20 protein-coding genes and 1 tRNA gene are annotated in these 21,173 nt (G+C 71.2%); 9 read left to right on the plus strand and 12 right to left on the minus strand.

Annotated elements, in window-relative coordinates:
- Nucleotides 1–141 precede the first annotated feature (141 nt).
- Nucleotides 142–1,566, plus strand: coding sequence for a carbohydrate-binding protein (locus AB0I71_RS11020; protein ID WP_357583258.1), 1,425 nt, complete (start codon nucleotides 142–144; stop codon nucleotides 1,564–1,566).
- Nucleotides 1,567–1,715: 149 nt separating this feature from the next.
- Nucleotides 1,716–3,104 carry a cellulose binding domain-containing protein gene (locus tag AB0I71_RS11025; RefSeq protein WP_357583260.1) on the plus strand — a complete coding sequence of 463 codons (1,389 nt, stop codon included), beginning with the start codon at nucleotides 1,716–1,718 and terminating at the stop codon, nucleotides 3,102–3,104.
- 119 nt (nucleotides 3,105–3,223) lie between these two features.
- Here AB0I71_RS11025 and AB0I71_RS11030 read toward each other — a convergent pair whose 3' ends face one another.
- Both AB0I71_RS11030 and AB0I71_RS11035 read right to left on the minus strand, forming a co-directional pair.
- Nucleotides 3,224–3,877 carry a DedA family protein gene (locus tag AB0I71_RS11030; protein WP_357583263.1) on the minus strand — a complete coding sequence of 218 codons (654 nt, stop codon included), beginning with the start codon at nucleotides 3,875–3,877 and terminating at the stop codon, nucleotides 3,224–3,226.
- 76 nt (nucleotides 3,878–3,953) lie between these two features.
- Nucleotides 3,954–4,544: a DUF1349 domain-containing protein gene (locus tag AB0I71_RS11035; protein ID WP_357583265.1), complete on the minus strand. Its 591-nt coding sequence runs from the start codon at nucleotides 4,542–4,544 to the stop codon at nucleotides 3,954–3,956.
- A 106-nt stretch (nucleotides 4,545–4,650) separates the two neighbouring features.
- Between AB0I71_RS11035 and AB0I71_RS11040 the strand changes: the two genes are divergently transcribed.
- The gene (locus tag AB0I71_RS11040) at nucleotides 4,651–6,303 is read left to right on the plus strand and encodes an alpha-amylase family protein (protein WP_357583267.1); all 1,653 of its coding nucleotides are present in this window, start codon (nucleotides 4,651–4,653) and stop codon (nucleotides 6,301–6,303) included.
- A gap of 142 nt (nucleotides 6,304–6,445) precedes the next feature.
- The gene (fabG, locus tag AB0I71_RS11045; protein ID WP_357583269.1) at nucleotides 6,446–7,204 is read left to right on the plus strand and encodes a 3-oxoacyl-ACP reductase FabG; all 759 of its coding nucleotides are present in this window, start codon (nucleotides 6,446–6,448) and stop codon (nucleotides 7,202–7,204) included.
- 39 nt (nucleotides 7,205–7,243) lie between these two features.
- Here the strand turns inward: fabG and AB0I71_RS11050 are convergent, their stop codons facing one another.
- Both AB0I71_RS11050 and AB0I71_RS11055 read right to left on the minus strand, forming a co-directional pair.
- Nucleotides 7,244–7,672, minus strand: a complete 429-nt coding sequence (locus AB0I71_RS11050; RefSeq protein WP_357583271.1) for a hypothetical protein — start codon at nucleotides 7,670–7,672, stop codon at nucleotides 7,244–7,246.
- The gene (locus tag AB0I71_RS11055) at nucleotides 7,665–8,063 is read right to left on the minus strand and encodes a hypothetical protein (RefSeq protein WP_357583273.1); all 399 of its coding nucleotides are present in this window, start codon (nucleotides 8,061–8,063) and stop codon (nucleotides 7,665–7,667) included. Before AB0I71_RS11055 ends, AB0I71_RS11050 begins: the two co-directional genes overlap by 8 nt.
- A gap of 205 nt (nucleotides 8,064–8,268) precedes the next feature.
- Here AB0I71_RS11055 and AB0I71_RS11060 point away from each other — a divergent pair, with 205 nt between their 5' ends.
- Entirely contained in the window at nucleotides 8,269–9,171 is a 903-nt protein-coding gene (locus AB0I71_RS11060) for a Gfo/Idh/MocA family oxidoreductase (RefSeq protein ID WP_357583275.1), read from the plus strand.
- Between the two features lie 9 nt (nucleotides 9,172–9,180).
- Here the strand turns inward: AB0I71_RS11060 and AB0I71_RS11065 are convergent, their stop codons facing one another.
- Complete coding sequence (locus tag AB0I71_RS11065; RefSeq protein WP_357583277.1) at nucleotides 9,181–9,372, minus strand: DUF2795 domain-containing protein; 192 nt, start codon at nucleotides 9,370–9,372, stop codon at nucleotides 9,181–9,183.
- An 86-nt stretch (nucleotides 9,373–9,458) separates the two neighbouring features.
- On the opposite strand from AB0I71_RS11065, the gene AB0I71_RS11070 reads away from it, so the two are divergent.
- Nucleotides 9,459–10,715, plus strand: coding sequence for an erythromycin esterase family protein (locus AB0I71_RS11070; protein WP_357583279.1), 1,257 nt, complete (start codon nucleotides 9,459–9,461; stop codon nucleotides 10,713–10,715).
- 60 nt (nucleotides 10,716–10,775) lie between these two features.
- Here the strand turns inward: AB0I71_RS11070 and AB0I71_RS11075 are convergent, their stop codons facing one another.
- Both AB0I71_RS11075 and AB0I71_RS11080 read right to left on the minus strand, forming a co-directional pair.
- Nucleotides 10,776–13,028 carry an MMPL family transporter gene (locus AB0I71_RS11075; RefSeq protein WP_357583281.1) on the minus strand — a complete coding sequence of 751 codons (2,253 nt, stop codon included), beginning with the start codon at nucleotides 13,026–13,028 and terminating at the stop codon, nucleotides 10,776–10,778.
- A gap of 36 nt (nucleotides 13,029–13,064) precedes the next feature.
- Nucleotides 13,065–13,616 carry a TetR/AcrR family transcriptional regulator gene (locus AB0I71_RS11080; RefSeq protein WP_357583283.1) on the minus strand — a complete coding sequence of 184 codons (552 nt, stop codon included), beginning with the start codon at nucleotides 13,614–13,616 and terminating at the stop codon, nucleotides 13,065–13,067.
- Between the two features lie 126 nt (nucleotides 13,617–13,742).
- On the opposite strand from AB0I71_RS11080, the gene AB0I71_RS11085 reads away from it, so the two are divergent.
- Both AB0I71_RS11085 and AB0I71_RS11090 read left to right on the plus strand, forming a co-directional pair.
- A complete protein-coding gene (locus tag AB0I71_RS11085) occupies nucleotides 13,743–14,513 on the plus strand; it encodes an isocitrate lyase/phosphoenolpyruvate mutase family protein (protein ID WP_357583285.1) in 771 nt (256 codons plus the stop codon).
- A gap of 188 nt (nucleotides 14,514–14,701) precedes the next feature.
- Complete coding sequence (locus AB0I71_RS11090) at nucleotides 14,702–15,661, plus strand: ATP-dependent DNA ligase (RefSeq protein ID WP_357583287.1); 960 nt, start codon at nucleotides 14,702–14,704, stop codon at nucleotides 15,659–15,661.
- Nucleotides 15,662–15,736: 75 nt separating this feature from the next.
- Here AB0I71_RS11090 and AB0I71_RS11095 read toward each other — a convergent pair whose 3' ends face one another.
- The 5 genes from AB0I71_RS11095 to AB0I71_RS11115 form a co-directional block, all read right to left on the minus strand.
- Complete coding sequence (locus AB0I71_RS11095; protein WP_357583289.1) at nucleotides 15,737–16,330, minus strand: hypothetical protein; 594 nt, start codon at nucleotides 16,328–16,330, stop codon at nucleotides 15,737–15,739.
- A gap of 514 nt (nucleotides 16,331–16,844) precedes the next feature.
- A tRNA-Arg gene (locus AB0I71_RS11100) sits at nucleotides 16,845–16,916 on the minus strand.
- Between the two features lie 145 nt (nucleotides 16,917–17,061).
- On the minus strand, nucleotides 17,062–17,754 hold the full coding sequence (locus AB0I71_RS11105; RefSeq protein ID WP_357583291.1) for a winged helix-turn-helix domain-containing protein: 693 nt from the start codon (nucleotides 17,752–17,754) through the stop codon (nucleotides 17,062–17,064).
- Between the two features lie 173 nt (nucleotides 17,755–17,927).
- Complete coding sequence (locus AB0I71_RS11110) at nucleotides 17,928–18,581, minus strand: DUF305 domain-containing protein (protein WP_357583293.1); 654 nt, start codon at nucleotides 18,579–18,581, stop codon at nucleotides 17,928–17,930.
- Between the two features lies 1 nt (nucleotide 18,582).
- Entirely contained in the window at nucleotides 18,583–19,401 is an 819-nt protein-coding gene (locus AB0I71_RS11115; protein WP_357583295.1) for a DUF3105 domain-containing protein, read from the minus strand.
- Nucleotides 19,402–19,501: 100 nt separating this feature from the next.
- On the opposite strand from AB0I71_RS11115, the gene argS reads away from it, so the two are divergent.
- Nucleotides 19,502–21,166 (plus strand): arginine--tRNA ligase, encoded by a 1,665-nt coding sequence (argS, locus tag AB0I71_RS11120; protein ID WP_357583297.1) that lies wholly within the window; start codon nucleotides 19,502–19,504, stop codon nucleotides 21,164–21,166.
- Nucleotides 21,167–21,173: the final 7 nt, after the last annotated feature.

Here is a 21,173-nt window from a genome sequence, read left to right on the forward strand (position 1 = left end):
GCACCGGGAAACTCCGACCGGTGTGGCGGGGCGCGCCCGTTCGCCGGACGGGTCGAATCGATCGACATTGACAACTGCCCGAGGGGGACGTACAACTCCTGAGAGAGCGCTCTCTCATCCGTCCCCGCAGAGAGGCACGTCATGACACCTGCCCCGGCGGCACCCGCCGCCCTGCCTGCGCGACGTCGGCTGCCGCTGGCGTTGGCCATCCTCACCGCCGTCACCACCGTCCTGGCCGGGCTCGCCACGACCGCGGACGCCGCCGTACCGCCGCCCCCGTCGGGCTGGAGCCTGGTGTGGAGCGACGACTTCACCGGCGCCGCCGGCACCCTGCCGTCCTCCGGCAACTGGATCATCGACACCGGCACCAGCTATCCGGGCGGACCGCCCAACTGGGGCACCGGCGAGATCCAGACGTACACGAACAGCACCGCAAACGTCAGCCACGACGGTGCCGGCAACCTACGGATCACTCCGCTGCGGGACAGCGCCGGTCGCTGGACCTCGGCCCGCATCGAGACCGTCCGCAGCAATTTCAAGGCCCCGGCCGGCGGGGTGCTGGCCATCGAGGGCCGCATCCAGATGCCAAACGTCACAGGTGCCGCCGCGTCGGGATACTGGCCGGCGTTCTGGGCGCTCGGTTCGCCATACCGGGGCAACTACCAGAACTGGCCGGGCATCGGCGAGTTCGATGTGATGGAGAACGTCAACGGGCTCAACACGGTCTGGGGCGTGCTGCACTGCGGCGTCGCCCCGGGCGGCCCCTGCGACGAGTTCAACGGCATCGGCGCCTCCCGGGCCTGCCCCGGCAGCACCTGCCAGTCGGCGTTCCACACCTACCGGTTCGAGTGGGACGCCTCGGTCAGTCCGCAGCAGTTGCGTTGGTACGTCGACGGGCAGCTCTACCACACGGTGAGCCAGTCCCGGGTCGGTGAGCCGTACTGGTCGCAGATGACCAGCCACGCCGGCTACTTCCTGCTGCTGAACGTGGCGATGGGTGGGGCCTTCCCGAACGGGGTCGCGGGCAGCACGACGCCGACCTCGGCGACCGTGCCCGGCCGACCGATGCTCGTCGACTACGTCGCGGTCTACAGCCGCGGTGGTGGCAGCACTCCGCCACCCACCACGCCGCCACCGACCACCCCGCCGCCGAGCGGGACGCGGGACGCGTACGCGACCATCCAGGCCGAGTCCTTCAACGCCCAGAACGGCGTGATCGTCGAGGCGTGTTCCGAGGGTGGGCAGAACATCGCGGCGCTGCGCAACGGCGACTGGGCCCGCTACGACAACGTCGAGTTCGGCTCCGGCGGGCCGCGTGACTTCGTGGCCCGGGTCGCCTCCGGTGCGGCGTCCGGCGTCAGCGGTCTGGTGGAGGTGCGGGTGGACAGCCCGACCAGCGCACCGATCGGCAGCTTCGCCATCGCCAACACCGGGGGCTGGCAGAGCTGGCGTTCGGTGCCCGGCAACGTCGCCGGGGTGACCGGACGGCGCACCGTCTACCTCACCTTCACCAGCGGCCAACCCAACGACTTCGTCAACGTCAACTGGTTCCACTTCCGCCGCTGAGCATGCGGCACGGCCCCCTGGCGTCGCTTCCGGCGCGGCAGGGGGCCGTGCCGTTTCCATCCGGCCAGCCCTGGACAGAAACAGTTAACAGTCTTAATAATAGGCGCCAGGTTGACACCCATGGATTTACATCCGGGCTGGAGGGGCACATGAAACGGTCCAGAACGCTGGTGCTGGCGGTGATCGGCGCGCTGGCCGCCGCGATCGGCGCGGTCGGGCTGGCGCCGGCCGCGTACGCCGCCGGAGTCACCGCGAGCTTCGTCAAGACGTCCGACTGGGGCTCGGGCTGGGAGGGGAAGTACACGATCAGCAACGGTGGCGGCACCACGGTCAACGGCTGGAGCCTCGCCTTCGACCTGCCCGCCGGCACCACCGTCGGCACCTACTGGGACGCGCTGCTGACCTCCAGTGGCCAGCGGTACACCTTCACCAACCGCTCCTGGAACGGCGTCATCGCACCCGGAGCCTCGGTCTCCTTCGGCTTCCTCGGCAGCGGTTCCGGCGTACCGGCGAACTGCCAGCTCAACGGTGCGACCTGTGCGGGCGGCACCACGCCCACCACCCCACCACCCACCACCCCACCACCGACCACCCCGCCGCCGACGACTCCGCCGCCGACCACCCCGCCGCCGACCACCGGGCTGCCGAAGCACATCCTGACCGGCTACTGGCACAACTTCGACAACCCCGCCGTCGAGCTGCGGCTGCGTGACGTGCCCACCGAGTACGACCTGGTCGCTGTCGCTTTCGCGGACGCTACCGGCACCCCCGGCGCGGTCGGCTTCGCCATCGACCCCGGCCTGTCCGCCTCGCTGGGCGGGTACACCGACGCCGAATTCTCGGCCGACGTGCGGACCCTGCAGAGTCGTGGCAAGAAGGTGATCATCTCGGTGGGTGGCGAGACCGGCCGCGTCGTGGTGAACAGCTCGGCGTCCGCGGTGGCCTTCGCCGACAGCGTGTACGCCCTGATCCAGCGCTACGGGTTCGACGGTGTCGACATCGACCTGGAGAACGGGTTGAACCCCACGTACATGGCCCAGGCTCTGCGGTCACTGCGGGCCAAGGTGGGTAGCGGGCTGATCATCGCGATGGCGCCGCAGACCATCGACATGCAGAACCCGGCGGGCAGCTACTTCAAGCTGGCGTTGGACATCAAGGACATCCTGACCGTGGTGAACACCCAGTTCTACAACTCCGGGGCGATGCTCGGCTGCGACAACAACTCCGCGTACGCCCAGGGGACCGTCAACTTCATCGTCGCGCTGGCCTGCATCCAGTTGGAGGCGGGGCTGCGCCCCGACCAGGTCGGGCTCGGCCTGCCGGCCGGTCCGGGGGCGGCCGGTGGCGGCATAGTCTCGCCCAGCGTGGTCAACGCCGCGCTCGACTGCCTGACCAGGGGCACCAACTGCGGCAGCTTCCGCCCGCCGCGTACCTATCCCGCCCTGCGTGGCGCGATGACCTGGTCCATCAACTGGGACATCACGAACAACAACGCCTTCGCCCGCACCGTAGCCCCCCACCTGCGCACCCTCCCCTAAACCCCACCCCCGCCCCACCCCTTTCTCCGCGATCTTGCACTTTCGATCGCCGTTTTGCCGCTTCCGTCACTGTTTGTACCGACGAAAAGTGCAAGATCGGCGCGAGGGGGTGGGGTGGGTTAGGGGGTGTGGGAGTGGGCGCGGCGGCGGCGGAGTTTCTTGACTGCCCACGAGGCGAGCATGAGGACGATCAGGGCGAGGATTCCGTAGTCGAACCAGGAGCTGTAGCGGTCGATCTGCTGCCAGCGGGAGCCGAGGGCGTAGCCGAGCCCGATGAAGATCCCGTTCCAGATACCGCTGCCCAGCGTGGTGAGCGTGACGAACTCGACAAGCGGCATCCGGTTCGCCCCCGCCGGCACCGACACCAGGCTGCGTACGACAGGTGCCATCCGGCCGAAGAACACCGCCCAGCGGCCGTACCGCTCGAACCAGCGGTCGGCCTTCTCCAGGTCGTCCAGATCGACAAGCGGTAGCCGGTCCAGCCACCGTTTGAGGCGGTCCTCGCCGAGGGCGGCGCCGAGCCAGTAGAGGACCAGCGCGCCGAGCACCGAGCCGACGGTGGCCGCGACGGTCACCACCACCATGTTGAACCGGCCCTCGCCGGCCAGGTACCCGGCCATCGCCAGCACGATCTCGCTGGGTATGGGCGGGACGATGCTCTCCAGGGCGACCAGCAGGGCCACCCCCACCTCTCCGCCAGCCTCGATCACCCCGGCGATCCAGCCGGTCAGCCCGCCGACCTGCGCGGGGTCGACGTCCTGGGCGAGCGCCATGATGATGCCTTTCGCGGGATCGGCGTAAAGACCGCCTCTACCCGCTGAGGCGGACCCGCACACCGGGCCCGATGGCTCAATCCGGTGGGTGCAGCGCCTCGTCGGCCGGGCCGTGGCGCCAGCCGGTGAACCGCACGACCAGCCCGCCCCGGCTGGGCGAGCAGCAGTACGGCCCGGCAGCCGCCACCGCGTCGGGCGCCAACGGGGCGAGCCGGACCAGCCGCCACGGCTCACCGGCGACCCGGGCGCGTACGGTCAGCGCGTCACCGGCCCGGCTGACTCGTACGGTCACCTCCCGGCCGGCCCACTCCGGGACCGGCGCCACCGACCAGTCGGAGACGTCGCGGGTGACCACCGCGCCCACCTGGGGTTGGCCGTCGCTGACCTCCACGCCGGCCTTCACCCAGTTGCTGTCGTCCACCCGGACCAGCACGCCGGCCTGGTCGAACTGACCGGTCCAGTCCAGCCGGAAGTCGACCTCCACGGCGGTGCCGACGGGGAACGGCGCGAGCAGCGCCGGGGCGTCGTCGTGCACGAAGCCGTAGCTGGTGTGCCGCCACAGGTCGGTGTCCCGGCCCGGCTCGACGCTCAGGGTGCCGTCCGGTTCCTCGGTCACCCGGACCGGCCGACGGTGCCAGTCGCCGCCGGACCACGTGATGCTCCGCATCCCGGCACCGTACCGAGGGCCCGGGCCAGGCCCCTGGCCGGCCCGCGCCAGCTCCGGACCACGCTGCGGGTTTGCCGAGGTTCCGGCCGGGAGAACGTACGGTGGCATGTCTGACAGGTGGTACTCGGAGGCGGTCGTCTACTGCCTCGACATCGACACGTACGCGGACTCCGACGGTGACGGGGTCGGTGACATCCGGGGTCTGATCGGCCGGCTGGACTACCTCGCCCGGCTCGGTGTGACCTGCCTCTGGCTGCACCCCATCCATCCGTCGCCAAACGACGACGACGGCTACGACGTGACCGACTTCTACAACGTCGATCCGCGGTTCGGCACCCTTGGCGACTTCGCCGAGCTGCTGCACCAGGCCAGCAACCGGGGCATCCGGGTGATCATCGACCTGGTGGTGAACCACACCTCCGACCAGCACCCGTGGTTCCAGTCCGCGCGTTCCTCGCCGGACTCGCCGTACCGTGACTGGTACGTCTGGTCCGACCAGGAGCCGGCCGACCGGCACCAGGGCATGGTCTTCCCCGGTGAGCAGCACGAGACGTGGACCTACGACCGGACCGCGAAGGCCTGGTACTACCACCGGTTCTACAAGTTCCAGCCCGACCTCAACACCACGAATCCGGCGGTACGCGCCGAGATCAAGAAGATCATGTCGTTCTGGATCCAGCTCGGTGTCGCCGGTTTCCGGATGGACGCGGTGCCGTTCATCATCGAGCGCACCGAGCCCGGCGACCCGAACCCGGAACTGGACTTCGAGTTCCTCACCGAGTTGCGCCAGCACGTGCAGTGGCGCCGGGGTGACGCGATCCTGCTGGCCGAGGCGAATGTCGAGCCGGACGAGCTGCCCGCCTTCTTCGGCGACAGCGGCGGCTCGGCGAACCGGGTGCACATGCTCTTCGACTTCATGCTCAATGGACGACTGATGCTGGCCCTCGCCCGACAGGACCCGGAACCGGTGATCGAGGCGCTGCGGGACACCCCGGCACTGCCCGAGGGTGGGCAGTGGGCGACGTTCCTGCGCAACCACGACGAGATCGACCTGTCCCGACTCACCACCGAACAGCGCAATCAGGTGTACGAGCAGTTCGGTCCCGAGGAGCACATGCGCATCTACGACCGGGGCATCCGTCGCCGGTTGGCGCCGATGCTGGGCAACGACCGTCGGCGCATCGAGTTGGCGTACTCCCTCCAGTTCTCGTTGCGCGGCACGCCGGTGCTGCGCTACGGCGAGGAGATCGGGATGGGTGAGGACCTGTCGCTGGACGGGCGGGAGGCGATCCGTACCCCGATGCAGTGGTCGAGCCACCGCAACGCCGGCTTCTCCACCGCCGAGGCGGAGAAGCTGGTCCGTCCGGTCATCGACAAGGGCGACTTCGGGTACGAGAAGGTGAACGTCACCCTCCAGCGCCGGGACCGCACCTCTCTCCTGGCCTGGTTCGAGCGGATGATCCGGACGCTGCGGGAGGCCCCGGAGATCGGTGGCGGTTCCACCACCCACATCGACATCCCGACGCCGCCGGGAGTGCTGGCGCACCGTGCCGACGGGCCGACGGGGACGATGGTTTTCCTGCACAACCTGGGCACCACGGATGCCGAGGTGGACCTGAGCACGCTCCAGTCCGAGGCGGACCTGCCCATCGACGTGCTCTCCGACCGCAACTACGACGAGGTGGGCAAGCTGGACAAGCTGCAACTGTCGGGGCACGGCTACCGCTGGATCCGGCTCTGCCGATCCTGGTCGTCCTGACAAGGGGGCCGGGCCGGCCCACCCGTGGTCGGTGACCTCGGGGGCGGGGCGTGCCCGGCCCTTCGGTCGGGATCGACGGGAGTCACGCCGAGCCGCAGTGGGTTAGGCTCCTGCCGTCGAGCCAAGTTACCGGGAGGTAGGCATGTCGGAGGGGCAGCGGGTCGCCATCGTGACCGGGGCGGCACGGGGAATCGGTGCGGCCACCGCCAGGCGGTTGGCCGCCGACGGGCTGGCCGTCGCCGTGGTCGACATCGAGGAGTCGGCGACGAAGGAGACCGTGGACGCGATCGCGGCGGCCGGCGGTCGGGCGCTCGGCGTCGGCGCGGACGTGGCGGAGCGGGCCCAGGTGGAGGCCGCCGTGGAACGGGTGACCGCCGAACTCGGCGCGCCGACCGTGCTTGTCAACAACGCCGGCGTGCTCCGCGACAACCTGCTGTTCAAGATGACCGACGCCGACTGGGACACGGTCCTGGGCGTACACCTGCGCGGGGCGTTCCTGTTCAGCCAGGCCGCGCAGAAGCACATGGTCGAGGCCCGCTGGGGCCGCATCGTCAACCTCTCCAGCACGTCCGCGCTGGGCAACCGGGGCCAGGCCAACTACTCGGCGGCCAAGGCCGGCATGCAGGGCTTCACCAAGACCCTCGCCATCGAGCTCGGCCCGTTCGGGGTGACCGCCAACGCGGTCGCGCCCGGGTTCATCGTCACCGACATGACCGCCGCCACCGCCGCCCGGATGAATGTGGACTTCGAGGCGATGCAGAAGCACGCCGAGTCGGAGATCCCGGTCCGCCGGGTGGGCCGCCCCGAGGACGTGGCGCACACCATCTCGTTCCTGGTCAGCGAGGGAGCGTCCTTCGTCTCCGGCCAGGTCGTCTACGTCGCCGGCGGACCCCGGGACTGACGACCTCGCGCAGCCGGGCCCCTTCCCGCGCACCGGGTGTCAGGAAGGGGCCCCTTGCGTCCGTCGGCTTGTGTGCCAGAGCCAGGCGAGGCCGAGGATCGGCAGCACCAGAGGGATGTAGCCGTAGCCGCTGCCGAAACCCGACCAGACGGTCTCGTCGGGGAAGAGATCCGGGCGGGCCAGGCTGAAGGCGCCGACCCCGACCACGCCGACCAATTCCAGCGTGCAGCAGGCCAGGGCGACGCGGCGGCCCGCGTGACCGGCCCGCGCCAGGCCGACCGCGGCCACGATGTAGACCACGGCGGCGAGCGCGGAGAGCAGGTACGCCAGCGGCGCCTCGTCGAACCTGGTGGCGATCTGGAGGGCGGCGCGGCTGGTGGCGGCGATGGCGAAGAGCAGGTAGACCGCGATCAGCAGCCGCCCCGGGCCGGCGTTGGTCCGGGGTCGGGCGGTGCGCGGCTCAGCCACCGAGCACCTCCCAGGTCTGCTGGAGCCGGACCACGACCACCGGTGTCACCAGGCACACCGCGCACACGATCGCCGACCCCCAGCGGGTCGGCTCCATCCGCGCCAGCACCGCCGCCAGCGGTGGCAGGCAGACCAGCGTGACCAGATAGCCGAAGAACGATCCCGGTTCGCCGGGGCGCTCGCCGCCGGCCAGCGCCACGGCGGTCACCAGCGCCAGGCCGAGCAGCAGCAACTCCAGCACGGCCAGCCCGATGAACTGCATCCGGTCCGGCGGCCGGTGGCGCAGCGCGGCCACCAGCGCCCAGACGGCGACCAGCAGCGACAGCACGATGGCGGCGACGGCCAGCGCGCCGTCGGCCGGAGATCCGGTGGTGGTCGCGGCGGCGGTCACCTGGTTCGTCCGGTGCTCGTTCCGATCACCGGCCCACTCTACTAACCCCCGTAGTAAGAGCGATCGGCGACAGGGCCGGCGGGGCCGACCACCCCGGGCGTGGCGTGGTGGGTAGGTTGCGTACCCGCCGTGGCGGGCATGGTCTGATGAGACGCGGCGCCGTGGCGGGTGCGCCGTGGCCAGGCAGGAACGGCGGAGGTACGGGATGCGGTTCGGGTTGTTCGGCACCGGGCACTGGGCGGCGGAGACGCATGCGGCGGCGCTCGAGGCGCACCCGAGAGTTGATCTGGTCGGCGTGTGGGGGCGCAATCCCGACAAGGCCGCCGCGCTGGCCACCCGCTACGGGGTGCCGGCGTTCGAGGACGTCGATTCGCTGATCGAGGCGTGCGACGCGGTGGCCGTCGCACTTCCACCCGACATCCAGGCGGACATCGCCGTCCGGGCCGCCACCGCCGGTCGGCACCTGCTGCTGGACAAGCCGCTGGCGTTGAGCGTGGCCGACGCCGACCGCGTGGTCGAGGCGGCCGTCGGCGCGGGGGTGGCCTCGGTGGTCTTCTTCACCGCTCGTTACCAACCGAACGTCGCCGGCTTCATCGCCGCGACCGCCGCTGCCGGGGGCTGGCACACCGCGAACGTGATCCGGTTCGCCTCGATCTTCCAGCCCGGCAGTCCGTACGCGCAGTCGCCGTGGCGCCGGGAACACGGCGCGCTGTGGGACGTCGGCCCGCACGCCCTGGCCGTCCTGTTGCCGGTGCTCGGTCGGGTGACCCGGGTGTCCGCCACCGATGGCCCCGGCGGCCTGGTGCACCTGCTGCTCAGCCACGCCGACGGTGCCACCAGCACGGTGTCGTTGACCCTGGACGCGCCGCCCCGCTCGGTCGCCGCGGAGTTCGTCTTCTACGGCGAGAGCGGCATCGAACGGCTCCCGGACGGCGGCGCGAGCTCGGCGACGGCTTTCGGGGTGGCGATCGACCAGTTGCTGGCCGAGGTGGATGGCGGCACCCGCGATCACCGCTGCGACGTGCGCTTCGGCCGCGAGGTGGTGACGGTCCTCGCCGCCGCGGAGACCGCCCGCGCGCAGGGCACCGTGATCGACGTACCGGCCTAGCTGAGGCGCTCAGGGGAGCGTGCGCAGCGCCTCGGTCAGCTCGGTGGGGGAGCTGAACTGCTCCACCGGCAGCGCACGTACGGCCTGCAACTGCTCGGTGCTCGCGCCGTTCTCCTGGCACCAGCGGATCAGGTCCTCGCGGGAGACGGGATAGTCCAGCCCCGCGAGGTACTCGTGCAGGGCGGCACCGCTGTCGGTCATGTGATGCCACCTACCCGGGGAAGTGCCCCGGCACACCACCGGCAGGCCCCTGCGTTTGTCGGTCGGGGTGCCGGGTAGCCGCAGGCATGCTGGTACAGCGGCTCGGCGCGCCGAGCGACCTCGATCCGTTGCTGGAGCGCGTCCGGGACACCCGGGTGGTGATGATCGGGGAGGCGACGCACGGCAGCTACGACTACTACCGCATCCGGGAGCAGCTGACCCGCCGCCTGGTCGCCGAGTGCGGCTTCTCCTTCGTGGCGGTGGAGGGCGACTGGCCGGACTGCGACCGGGTGCACCGCTCGGTGACCGGTGCGCCGGGCGCGGCGGCCGAGCCGCAGACCGCACTGGAGGGCTTCGAACGGTGGCCGACGTGGATGTGGGCCAACGCCGAGGTGGCCCGCTTCTGCCGTTGGCTGCGGGCCTGGAACATGGACCGGGCGGCGGCGGCCCGGGTCGGCTTCCACGGTCTCGACGTCTACAGCCTCTGGGAGTCGATGCAGGCGATCTTCGACTACCTCGGTGAGGAGGAGCCGGCGTCGCTGGAGGTAGCCCAGGACGCGTACCGGTGTTTCGAGCCGTACGGCAAGCGGGTCGAGGAGTACGGCGCGGCGAGCCGGTTCGTCTCCGCCCGGTGCGAGCAGGAGGTGATCCGGCTGCTGGCGCGTACCCGCGAACACGCCGCCACCGACGGACCGGGCGCCTTCTCCACCTGGCAGAACGCGGAGGTGGTGGCCGGCGCCGAGCGCTACTACCGGGAGATGGTCGCCGGCGGACCCGGTTCGTGGAACGTCCGGGACACCCACATGACCGACACCCTGGACCGGCTGCTCGACCGCTACGGCCCGGGTGCCCGGGGTGTGGTGTGGGCGCACAACACGCACGTCGGTGACGCGCGGGCGACCGACATGGCCGCCGACGGGATGGTCAACATCGGCCAGTTGGCCCGGGAACGCCACGGTGCCGACCAGGTGGCGTTGATCGGCTTCGGCAGTTGGCGGGGCACGGTGATCGCCGCGCCCCGCTGGGGTTCGCCGGCGGAGGCGATGGTGGTGCCACCGGCCCGGCCCGGTTCGTTGGAGCACCGGCTGCACGAGCTGATGCCGGAGCGCGCGGTGCTGGTCTTCGGCGGGCCGGACCAGCCGGGCTGGGTCACCGACACGCTCGACCATCGGGCCATCGGGGTGGTGTACGACCCGTCGTTCGAGTCGTGGGGCAACTATGTGCCGACCCGGCTCGGGGAACGCTACGACGCCTTCATCTGGTGCGACGAGACCACTGCGCTGCATCCGCTGCCCGCCTTGGCCACCCCGGGCGAGATGGAGACCTACCCGGCCGGCGTCTGAGCCGGTGGGCGATACGGCCCTCCACCGAACGTCGGGTGGAGGGCCGTGTCGCCGTGCGGGTCAGGCGCCGGCACCGACCTTGTCGTCGAGCTTGGCGCGCAGCTTCTCGCCCTCGATGTCGACGTTCGGCAGGGCCCGGTCCAGCCAGCGGGGCAGCCACCAGGCCACCTTGCCGAGCAGCGACATCACCGCCGGGACGATTGTCATCCGCACCACGAAGGCGTCGATGGCGACACCGATGGCGAGCGCGAAGCCCATCGACTTGATCACCGGGTCGTCGAGGAAGATGAAGCCGCCGAAGACCGAGGTCATGATCAGGGCGGCGGCGGTCACCACCCGTGCTCCGTGTCCCATCCCGTTGATGGTGGCCTGCTGGGCGGTGTCACCGTGGACGAAGTCCTCCCGCATCCGGGAGACCAGGAACACCTCGTAGTCCATGGCCAGGCCGAACAGGATGCCGATCAGCAGGATCGGCAGGAAGCTGATCAGCGGGCCGGGCGTGTCCAGGCCGACCAGGTCGGCGAGGTGGCCCTGCTGGAAGACCGCGACCGTGATGCCGAACGTGGCGGCGACGGTGAGCAGGAAGCCCAGGGCCGCCTTCACCGGCACCAGCACCGAGCGGAACACCAGCATCAGCAGCAGGATCGACAGCCCGACCACCAGTGCGAGGTAGATCGGCAACGCGTCGGAGAGCTTCTCCGAGATGTCGATGCCGATCGCGGTCACACCGGTGAGCAGCACGTCCGCGCCCTGGATACCGTCGACGGCGGTACGGATGTCGTGCACCATCGTCTCGGTGGCCGGGTCGGTGGGGCCGGTCTGCGGGATCACCCCGAGCAACGCCGTCCGACCGTCCGGGCTGAGCTGCGGCGGGGCCACGGCCAGCACGTTCTCGGTGCGTTGGACCAGTGCGGTGACCTGCGGGACGGCCGCCGCGGTGGCCTGTGCGTCGTCACCGGCGACGACCACCGCGAGCCGGCCGGTGAAGCCCGGGCCGAAGCCCTCGGTGATCAGGTCGTTCGAGACCCGGGCGGCGGACCCGACCGGAGCGGTACCGGCGTCGGGCAGGGCCAGACGCATGTCCGGCGCGGGCAGCGCGAGCAGGCCCAGGCCGAGCAGGCCGACGAGGATCACCGGGATCCGGAGCCGGGTGACCAGTCGGGCCCAGCGGAAACCGAACGCCGACGTGTCCTCGCCGGCCATGGTGGCGGCCTCCGGTGCCGCGCGGTGGGTGGTCACGTCGCTGCGGCGGGCAGCGCCGTCCGGGACATCGTCGGCGGTGAGGGCCACCGGCACCGACGAGCGCAACCGGCGGGGCAGTACCCGGCGTCCGGCGAAGCCGAGCAGGGCCGGCTGGAGGGTGATCGCCACCAGTACCGCGACGGTGACGGTGCCGGCGGCGGCCAGACCCATCACGGTCAGGAACGGGATGTTCACCACGGCGAGACCGGCCAGAGCGATGACGACTGTGGCTCCGGCGAAGGTCACCGCCGAACCGGCGGTGCCTACTGCCCGGCCGATCGCCTCGTCCGCCGGCATGCCGTCGAGCAGGTTCTGTCGATACCGCGAGGTGATGAAGAGCGAGTAGTCGATGCCGACGGCCAGGCCGAGCATCAGCGCGAGGATGGGCGCGGTGCTCGTCAGTTCGATCACGCCGCTGAGCGCGAAGAGACCGGCCATGCCGACGCCGACGCCGATCAGCGCGTTGAGCATCGTCATGCCCGCGGCCACAAGCGAGCCGAAGGTGACCACAAGGACGATGAGGGCCACCGCGACGCCGATCGCCTCGGTGGAGCCGACCTCGGGCTCGGTGTTGAGCACCTCACCGCCGGGCGCCACCTGCCAACCCTGGGCCCGGGCCTCGGTACCCAGCCGCTCGTACGCCTCCCGCTGCTCGTCGGTCACCTGGTCGGCGCCGTCGTTGAACTGCACCTGGATGAGCGCGTACTGGCCGTCGGGCGTGACCGAGCCGACCTGGAACGGATCGATGGCGGCGAGCACACCGGGGACCGTCGTGGCCTCCTGAGTGATCGACTGGATCACCGCCTGGCCCTCGGGTGTGCCGAGCTGCCCTGGCGCCGGTGCCTTGACCGCGATGGTGCCGGTGGCGCCGGCCGCCGCCGGGAACTGCTCGTCCAGCAGGTCGAGCGCGCGCTGCGACTCGGTGCCGGGCATGGTGAAGTTGCTGGCCGTCGGGCCACGCAGGGTCGCCGCTGCCAGGCCGAGCCCGACGAGTACGACGAGCCAGATCGCGGCGACAAGTCGCCGACGACGCATCGAGCCCCGGCCAAGCCGGTAGAGCAGGGTCGCCATGAGGTCCTTTCCCTCGGTCGTGGATTGTGGAACGGGTCAGTGGCCGGGTGGTTCGAGCGCCCGCCGCAGCAGGGCCAGCAACGCGTCGCCCAGCTCCTGGTCGGGCACGTCGGCGAACTGACCGCAGGTCTCCGCGATGCCGGCGAGCAGGACCAGCGCGGTGATCCGGGCGGAGGCCCGCTCGGACTGCCCGGCGAACGCGTCGATGAGCCGCTCGGAGATCTGCTGGATGTGGACGAAGCCGGGCTGTTGCAGCAGTTCCGGGAACTCGCCGCGGAGCAGGGCGATCTCACTGCGGAACCGGACCGCGAGGTCGACGAAGCCCTCGGCGGCGACCCGCTGCGCGGCGGCCGGTCCGGGCTGTTCGGTGATCCGCTCGTCGAGCGAGCGCAGCACCTCGATCGCGGGCGCCATCAGCTCGGTGAGGATGGCCTCCTTGTTGGCGAAGTGGTAGAGCACCGCCGCCTTGGAACAGCCCACCTCGGTGGCGATGTCCTGCAACGACGTACCCCGGTAGCCGGTGGCGGCGAAACGTCTCGCCGCTGCCGCCAGGATCTCGCCGTGTGTCTGCGGGGTGGGGCGGGCCATGACCCTCAGCATGCCTGACCGATCGGTCAGAGGCTGACCGATCGGTCAGATCAGTGGTGTTCCCCACAACCAACGGTGCCGAATTGGCTCTCCGGGCATGGTCGCGGCGGGCCGACAATCGAGGGCGTGACCGACTCGACGGCGGCCCGGGCGGTCGCGCTTCGTGCCCTGCACCGACCTGGCGACCCGCTGGTGCTGCCGAACGCCTGGGACGCCGGCTCCGCCCGGGCGGTGGTCGACGCCGGCTTCCCGGCGGTGGCCACCGGCAGCGCCGCCGTCGCCGAGTCGCTCGGGTACGCCGACGGCGAGCACACCCCACCGGAGGAGATGTTCGCCGCCGTGCGCCGGATCGTCCGCGCGGTCGCCGTGCCGGTCACCGCCGACCTGGAGCGGGGCTACGGTCTGCGCCCGGCCGAACTGGTGTCCCGGCTGCTCGACGCCGGTGCGGTCGGGCTCAACCTGGAGGACTCGGATCCGCGTACCGGCGTCGTGGTGGACGCCGAGGAACAGGCCGACCTGCTGGCCGGCGTCCGGGCGGCGGCTGACGACGCCGGAGTGGCGGTGGTGGTGAACGCCCGGGTGGACGTCTTCCTGCGGCCCGGTGGTGAGCCGACCGACCGGCTCGCCGAGGCGATTCGCCGGGCCAGGCGGTACCTGGCCGCCGGGGCGGACAGCGTCTACCCGATCCTGCTGGCCGACCCGGCGCAGCTCCGCAGTTTCGTGCCGGCCGTCGCCGCGCCGGTGAACGTACTGGCCCGCCCCGGCGCACCGGCGCTCGCCGAACTGGCCGCCCTGGGCGTGGCCCGGATCAGCTACGGCTCCGGCCTGTACGCGGCGACCCGCGCCCACACCACCCGGCTGCTCGCCGCCGTCGCCGCCGGTGGCCCGCTCGCCTGACCGTCACCCGCCCGCGGACCGGGTCCGACCCGTCGCTCGACAGCCACCGCGCCCGCCCGACCGGTGCGCTGTTCACCTGGACGGCGGCCCCGCATTCACCACCCGTGAGCCTGTCGAGCTGATGGCGTGGACGAATCAGCAGCGGTGTCGCGGTTGACCGCCGGTCGCCTGGCCGGGATGGTGATCGGATGGGGGCTGACGAGACCCGGGACGGGGTCGCACTGACCAACCTCGACCAGCCGTTGTTCGACGGCTCGGGGGTCAGCAAACGCGACCTGGTCGACTACCTCGACGCGATGGCCGACCGGATCGTCCCGCAGTTGCGCGGCCGTCCGCTGTCGGTGGTCCGGGTGCGTCCGGGACAGCCGCCGTTCATGCAGAAGAACCTGCCGCGCTACACCCCGGACTGGGTGCGTCGGGTGTCGATCTGGGCGGAGGCGTCCCGGCGGGAGATCGCGTACGGGCTCTGTGACGACCGCCGTACTCTGCTCTGGTTCGCCAACCAGCGGGCGGTCGAGTACCACCCCACCCTGGCCATGGCCGACGATCTCAGCCGGCCCACCCACCTGGTGCTGGATCTCGATCCGCCGGAGGACGCTGGGTTCGGTGCCGGGGTGGCGGCCGCGCTGCTGGTCCGGCAGGCGCTCGCCGACGCCGGGTTGACGGGTGCGGTGAAGACGAGCGGCGCCAAGGGGGTGCACGTCTTCGTCCCGGTCGAGTCGGGCCCCGACGCCGAGGCGTTGGCCGCCGCCACCCGGGCCCTCGCCGCGCGGGCCGAACGACTGGACCCGGCGCTGGCGACCACCGCGTTCATCCGCGACGACCGGGGTGGCAAGGTCTTCGTCGACCCCACCCGCACCGGCGGGGCGACAGTCGTTTCGGTGTACAGCCCCCGGCTGCGTCCCGGTGCGCCGGTCTCCTTCCCGGTGCCCTGGCCGGAGCTGGACTCCGTCACCCCGGCGGACTTCACCGTGCGGACGGTCCCGACGCTTGTGGCGGAGCGGGACCCGTGGGCCGACCTGATGCCGGCACCCCAGCGACTCCCCGCCGATCTGATCGAGGAGGGCCGGGCGATTCCGGTGCCGAGGGTGCAGGCCATGCACGAGGGTCGCCGTCGGGCCCGCGCCCGGCGCGCCGCCACCGACTGAGGAGGCCGTCCGGTCGCCGGGACGCCCGCTGGGCCGGACCGTGGTGGCGGTCCGGCCCAGCGGGCGTCGAGCGGGTCAGAGCATCCAGCGGTGGCGCTGTACGAAGGGCAGGCGGGCCCAGAGCCGGCCCAGACCCCAGGTGTGCCCGGCGTACGCGGCGGCCAGGGCGACCAGGACCACCGCGTAGATCAGGTGGTAGTCGACCACCGGATTGGTGGAACCGGTCGGGTCACCACCGGCGGTGAACCGGGCCAGCGGGAACTCGGCCAGCCACATCAGCGCCATCATCAGGGTCCCCGAGGCGGCCGCCACTCGCAGGCCGACACCGGCGATCAGCGCGAGGCCGATGGCGGCCAGTCCGACCATGAAGAGGGCGTTGGCCCACCAGGTCCCGGCGATCGTGTGGGCCACCGACTGCATCGGTCCGACCTCGACGTTGGCGAGGAAGCCCTTGGTCGGTGAACCGCCGTTGATCCAGGCGCGCTCGGCCGGGGTCGCGTAGCCCAGGCCGAAGGTCTTGTCGAGGAAGGCCCAGATGAAGACGAGCCCGGTGGAGATCCGCAGCACGGCGAGGGCCCGGGCAGCAGTGGTGGTCAGCATGGCGCCGGGCAGTTCGGCGTGCTCGAGCGGGCGCTCGATCGATCGGTGGGTGCCGTGGTGGATGGTCATCGTTGCCTCCGTGGTCAGCTTCTTACGTGACCACTCTCGCTCCGATGCGGGTCGGCGCGCGCGGGCCGGAACACCCGAAGCCGTCGGGACCAAGGTCCCGACCTGGGTGGGCCCGTCGGCGAAGTGACAAGCGCTCCAGGTCCGTGTTTTTGCAGCGGACGTGGAGCGCGGAGGCTTTTCGGCGGGTGGGTGCGCGAGGTGATGGCGTGGGGTCTGGGGCTCGGGCCCCAGGTGAAGTGGCAAGCGCTCCAGGTCCGTGTTTTGCAGCGGACGTGGAGCGCGGAGGCTTTTCGGCGGGTGGGTGCGCGAGGTGATGGCGTGGGGTCTGGGGCTCGGGCCCCAGGTGAAGTGACAAGCGCTCCAGGTCCGTGTTTTGCAGCGGACGTGGAGCGCGGAGGCTTTTCGGTGGGTGGGTGCGCGAGGTGATGGCGTGGGGTCTGGGGCTCGGGCCCCAGGTGAAGTGACAAGCGCTCCAGGTCCGTGCTTTCCAGCGGACATGGAGCGCGAAAGCTTGTGCCCCCGGCAGGATTCGAACCTGCGCCCCCGCCTCCGGAGGGCGGTGCTCTATCCCCTGAGCTACGGGGGCTCAGTGACTGGAGAAGGTTAGCAAACCCGCCACCCGATCGCCGAATCGGTATCGGCGGGTCGCGGGTGGGTGTCCGCTCAGCTGGACGGAACCGGCCCGCGTCGCGAACGGACCGGTTCCGTCGGTGACCTGGCGCTAGCGTGGCTCAGGCGGCGAGTGCGCGTCCGCAGCTGGGCAGCGGGTGCGGCACGATCCGCCGGGGGAGCCGGCGTGGCCACTCGTTTCGGGCCCAGGAGCCGTCCACGATCAGGTGCACGGTGCGCTGCTCGGCGCCGCTGAGCCGGTGCAGGAACTCCCGGGGCAGCGGCGGGTCGACCGACGGCGTGGTGACCATGAACCGGACCCGCCCGCGCGAGGAGACCGCCGAGATGACGTCGGCCGCCGGCATGGTGCCCCGTAGCCTGACCCGGCCTACCCAGTAGACCTCGGCCAGGTGTTCCTGAGCGGCCCGGGTGATCGCCGGATACTCGCTGCGGACCCAACGCTCGACGGCCCCGACGCAGAGCCCGCAGGCCCGTTCGCGGGGCTCGCGCGGACCCAACCCCCAGGCCCGCAGGTACGCCCCGACCACTCCCACGTCCAGCGTCAGGTCGAACTGCTGCTGGATGAGGGCGTGCAGGCTCTGGCGGGTCCACAGCTCCTCGTCCAGGCCGAACGCGTCGGGGTGGACGCCCCGGAGGGCGTCGATCAGTTCCAGCTCCTGTTCGCGGCTGAGTGTTCCCGGCTCACCCTGCCGCTGTCCGCGACGGACGGCTGCCACCGCTCCGTCACCGCCGATGGTGTGGCGTCGGCACCAGCTGGTGACCGAACGCCGCGCGTCTCTGAGTGCAACCCCCACGTCCGGACAACGAGTGCACTTCGCTCCAAGTAACCCCTAGAGGGAAAATCGGTCGTATGGCCCCAAGGTGGGGCGGAGGAGACGATCCCGGTGATGCGCGGGTGCCTGACACACCGCCGCCCCGCTCGCGGTGGCGAGCGGGGCGGCGAGAGGTCGTACCGGGGATGAGCGGATCAACCGCCGGCGGGCGCCATCCGACGCAGCTCGTTGATCTCCTTCTGCTGCGTCTGCTTCATGGCCTGGGCCATCCGGACCACCTCGGCGCGGTCGGAGACCTTCAGCAGGCCGTCGGCCATGTGGACCCCGCCGAGGTGATGGTTGATCATCAGTTTGACGAAGAGCTGGTCGACCTCGGCGCCCTGGGCCTCGTGCAGTCGGGTTATCTCTTCGCGGGTCGCCATGCCGGGCATCAGCCCGTCCTGGCCGACCGGCACGGCGTCGGGCATCCACTCCATCGCCGGTCGCGACCCGGTGGGCAGCAACTCCCACTCCTGCAACCAGCGCTGCATGTGACCGATCTGGGCCTGCTGGGTCAGGGCCATGTCGTAGCCCATCTGCCGGATCGCCGGATCCTGCCCCTTGGCGTACGCGATCATTGCCATCTCCACCGCCTGGGCGTGGTGGCGGGACATGTCCCGGGCGAAGCCGGCCTCGGCCGACTCGTCACCCGGAGCCCGGTCCGCCACAAGTGTCGCGGCCGTCCACCCGACGCCGAGCAGCAGCACCGCAGCCATGACCAGGGTCAGGTAGCGCAGCGTGCGGGACGGCCGGCGGAGTTCGGTGCCGTTGCGCTCCGCCGGAGGGGCCTCCTGGATCGCGCTGGACACGTCAGCCGCCCGTCGGCGGAGCCAATTCGCGCGGCTCGGTGCCGGTGCCGGTGGTGTAGTTGCCGGAGGAGCAGGGCACGCCCGGCTCGATCGACGCGTTCTGTGCCAGCGTGGTGGCGAACTCCTTGATCCGCGGGTCGTCGGCGCTGTCGACCTTGAGCTGGTAGCCCCAGGCCTGGAGCGACACGGCGGCGTCCAGGCCCTCGTACGGGCTCATCAGCATGAAGTCGTTGCCACGGATCACGCTCGCCAGCTTCTCGACGTCGGCCGCGGGCAGGTCCGGGCGGTAGGTGAGCCAGACCGAGCCGTGCTCCATGCTGTGCACCGCGTGCTCGGACGCGATCGGCGCGTCGTAGACGTCACCGAGGCATCGCTGCCACGCGTTGTTGTGCGCGCCACCGACCGGCGGGCTGTACTTGTATTCGATCTTGCCGGACTGGTGCGACTCGTAGGTGAGGCTCTCCGGGTCGGTCTCGCGGTAGTTGACGATGCCCGCGATGTCGGCCGCCTTGTCCTCCCAGGACTGGCTGCCCTTGAAGGTCGCCCACGCGCCGAACCCGATGATCGACGCGGCGAGCACGCCGACGGCGACGAAGAGCGCGATCGGCCCCCACGACCTGCCCTGGCTGACCTTCACCGGGGTGATCGGCTTACGCGGCCCCTTGCCGCCCCCCGCGCGTTGGGCCGATCCGGACTTGCTGGGGCCAGCTTTGGCTCCGGTCGCCTTGGCGCCGGCGGCCGGCCGTCCCGCCGCCGGCTTCTTGCCGGTGCTGACCACGGTCGGGCGGCGTTCCGGGCCGCCCGGGGTGCTGATACTCATCGTGCCTCGTCAGGTCGGTCGGTCAGGGGCTCTGGCGGGCTGGGTTCGGATGCTGGGTCGCCGCCGCGGGGACCGAGTCTACCCCCGATAACATGGTTCGGTGACTCCTGCAGAACTCGCCGAAGCCGTCCTCGCCGCCGCTCACGCCGTCTTCACCGACCGGGAGCTGGACCGCTCCGCGCTGCCGGAGCACACCACGGTCGAGCGACCCCGCAACCCCGAGCACGGCGACTACGCTGCGACCTTGGCGCTTCAGCTGAGCAAGAAGGTGGGCCTGCCGCCCCGGGAACTGGCCGCCGCGCTGGCGGCCGAGCTGGCCAGCACGTCCGGCATCAAATCGGTCGAGATCGCCGGCCCGGGCTTCCTCAACATCCGGCTGGACGCCGCCGCCGCCGGGCAGCTCGCCCGCTCGATCGTCGAGGCGGGCGAGGAGTACGGCGGCAGCGACCGGCTCGCCGGCCTCAAGATCAACTTGGAGTTCGTCTCGGCCAACCCGACAGGTCCCGTGCACATCGGCGGAGTCCGCTGGGCGGCGGTCGGCGACGCCTTGAGCCGGCTGCTGCGCGCGACAGGCGCCGATGTCGGCACCGAGTACTACTTCAACGACGCCGGCTCGCAGATCGACCGCTTCGCCCGCTCGCTGCTCGCCGCCGCCCGGCACCAGCCGGCGCCGGAGGACGGCTACGGCGGGGCGTACATCGCCGAGATCGCCGAGCAGGTCACGGCCCGGCGGCCGGAGGTGCTGACCCTGGACGAGGCCGCCGCCCAGGAGATCTTCCGGGTCGAGGGCGTCGAGCTGATGTTCACCGAGATCAAGTCCTCGCTGCGGGACTTCGGGGTCGAGTTCGACACCTACTTCAACGAGAAGGACCTGCACGACCGGGGCGAGCTGGAGCACGCCCTGAACCGGCTGCGCGAGCAGGGCCACGTCTTCGAGTCCGAGGGTGCCACCTGGCTGCGGACCACTGACTTCGGCGACGACAAGGACCGGGTGCTGCGCAAGTCCAACGGCGAGTGGACGTACTTCGCCGCCGACTGTGCCTACTACCTGGACAAGCGGGAACGCGGCTTCGACCGCGTCGTGATCATGCTCGGCGCGGACCACCACGGCTACGTCGGCCGGATGAAGGCGATGGCGGCCTGCTTCGGGGACGACCCCGAGCAGACGCTGGAGATCCTCATCGGCCAGCTGGTGAACCTGGTCCGCGACGGTGCGCCGGTCCGGATGAGCAAGCGGGCCGGCACCGTGGTGACCCTGGAGGACCTGGTCGACGCGATCGGGGTGGACGCCTCCCGGTACGCGCTGGCCCGCTACTCCAGCGACTCGCCCATCGACATCGACATCGAGTTGTGGACCCGGGCCACCCGGGACAATCCCGTCTACTACGTGCAGTACGTGGCCGCCCGCACGGCCAGCGTCGGCCGCAACGCCGCCGAGGTCGGCCTGGTCCGGGGCGACGCCGCGTCGTTCCGGCCCGAGCTGCTCGACCACGACAAGGAGAACGAGCTGCTCAAGGCGCTCGCCGAGTTCCCCGCAGTGGTGGCCGCCGCCGCCGAGCTGCGGGAGCCGCACCGGGTGGCCCGTTACCTGGAGGACCTGGCCGGGGCGTACCACCGCTTCTACGACAACTGCCGGATCCTGCCCCGGGGCGACGAGGCGGTCACCGACCTGCACCGGGCGCGCCTCTGGCTCAACGACGCCACCCGCGTGGTCATCGCCAACGGGCTGCGCCTGCTCGGCGTCTCGGCGCCGGAGCGGATGTAGCCGTGAG

Source organism: Micromonospora sp. NPDC049891, from assembly GCF_040660295.1.
Lineage (GTDB): Bacteria > Actinomycetota > Actinomycetes > Mycobacteriales > Micromonosporaceae > Micromonospora.